Genomic DNA, 1246 nt, shown 5'->3' with positions numbered 1-1246 from the left:
CGTCCCTCCAGCGTGGGCTATTAGTTTTGGAGAAACCCTTAGCCAATCTTTCTTATTAACCTTGGTGTACTGCACGAAACCATATTGGTTAGACAGCTGGCCATTGGTCAAACGTTCAAGTGTTTCCTTATCCACATAGGTTTTCTTCCAGAAAGTTGTCTCTTGATGGGCTTTAAAGCGATAATGATTTTTATCAAATACCTTTGTTTTTGCGTTCCACTGGATGTCAATGATTACATTGGCATCTTTTTTACGAAATCCTGTCTTCATTTTGGTATAGCCAGCCTCTAGTAGAGTCTCTTCTACTGGGTACAGGCCCGAAGTTAATAGGTTGGTCCGTACGTAGTAAAAGCTGATCATGCCAAACAATAAAAACAATCCGACCACTAACATAGTCGGATAGAGCCATCTAAATCGTCTGCGTCTGTTTTTATCTCCCCATTTCAATTGATCAATCGTCTCCTCTTAATCCTTCCACAAATCCATGGCCTTCAAGAAATCATCTGAAACCGTTACATTGCGTGGGTTGGCTTGCTCGCGTTCTTGTAGTTTCGCCTCTACTTGGGCCAGGCTGTTGATGCCTTCACTGCGCCAGTTGCGTAAAATGGCTTGGATATATTTCCAGTGAGGCTTGCCGTTAAAGACAGCTTCTCGTAATGCTGCCTTGATCACATCTGGATCTGTCTGATCCTCGCGCACGGTCTTGGTCAGGTCTTCAATCTCAAAAGGCGTCAAGAGTCGTCCCAGTTCTTGTTGGAAAGTTTCCACCAAGTCCTTGATGACATTTCCCTTCGCAGGCCCGCTTTGTGCCTTCCCTTGTGTCTGGGCTTCTAAAATCTCATCCAAGCGCTCCAGGGCAATGGTCGCATCAAAGATGGCTTCAATCTCGCCATTGAGCTCAATGGTCCGATATTGAAGAAGTCCCTTGGTGGTCAGATTGGACATAATCCGATTGACCTCTGTCACCGTTTTTCCTAAATGACTAGCAATCTGATTAGGTGTCAAAGCCTCTTGGCCAGTCGTATTTTGAAGGAAGAAAAACTGCCAAACCAAGTAGTCATCTGCTTGATCAAACAACTCATGATAATGAAAAAGCAAGGCACTTGGAAGAACCAAGTTGCCATACTTAAATGCTTGTGAATATGTCATAATTCCCCTTTATAGGTAACCATAAAATGAAATATCTTTTTCCAATTCTTCCAAGCGGTAGGGTGTTTCTTGATAAACCGCATAGTTGATCCAATTA

Annotated in this window: 2 protein-coding genes and 1 pseudogene; all 3 read right to left on the bottom strand. The window is 43.3% G+C overall.

Annotated features, from left to right (window positions below):
• Positions 1-447: pseudogene (locus SPADD19_RS12445) on the bottom strand (glycerophosphodiester phosphodiesterase family protein); the annotation flags it as partial.
• An 18-nt stretch (positions 448-465) separates the two neighbouring features.
• Complete coding sequence (locus SPADD19_RS02355; protein ID WP_061455099.1) at positions 466-1149, bottom strand: DnaD domain-containing protein; 684 nt, start codon at positions 1147-1149, stop codon at positions 466-468.
• A gap of 9 nt (positions 1150-1158) precedes the next feature.
• Positions 1159-1246, bottom strand: an 88-nt coding sequence (locus SPADD19_RS13065; RefSeq protein WP_277619461.1) for a hypothetical protein, incomplete at its 5' end; no start/stop codon positions are given.

Origin of the sequence: Streptococcus parasanguinis, from assembly GCF_001578955.1 — a bacterium.
Lineage (GTDB): Bacteria > Bacillota > Bacilli > Lactobacillales > Streptococcaceae > Streptococcus > Streptococcus parasanguinis_U.
The sequence above is the reverse complement of the archived record's forward strand: the minus strand, read 5'-3'. Positions and strand labels throughout refer to the sequence as shown.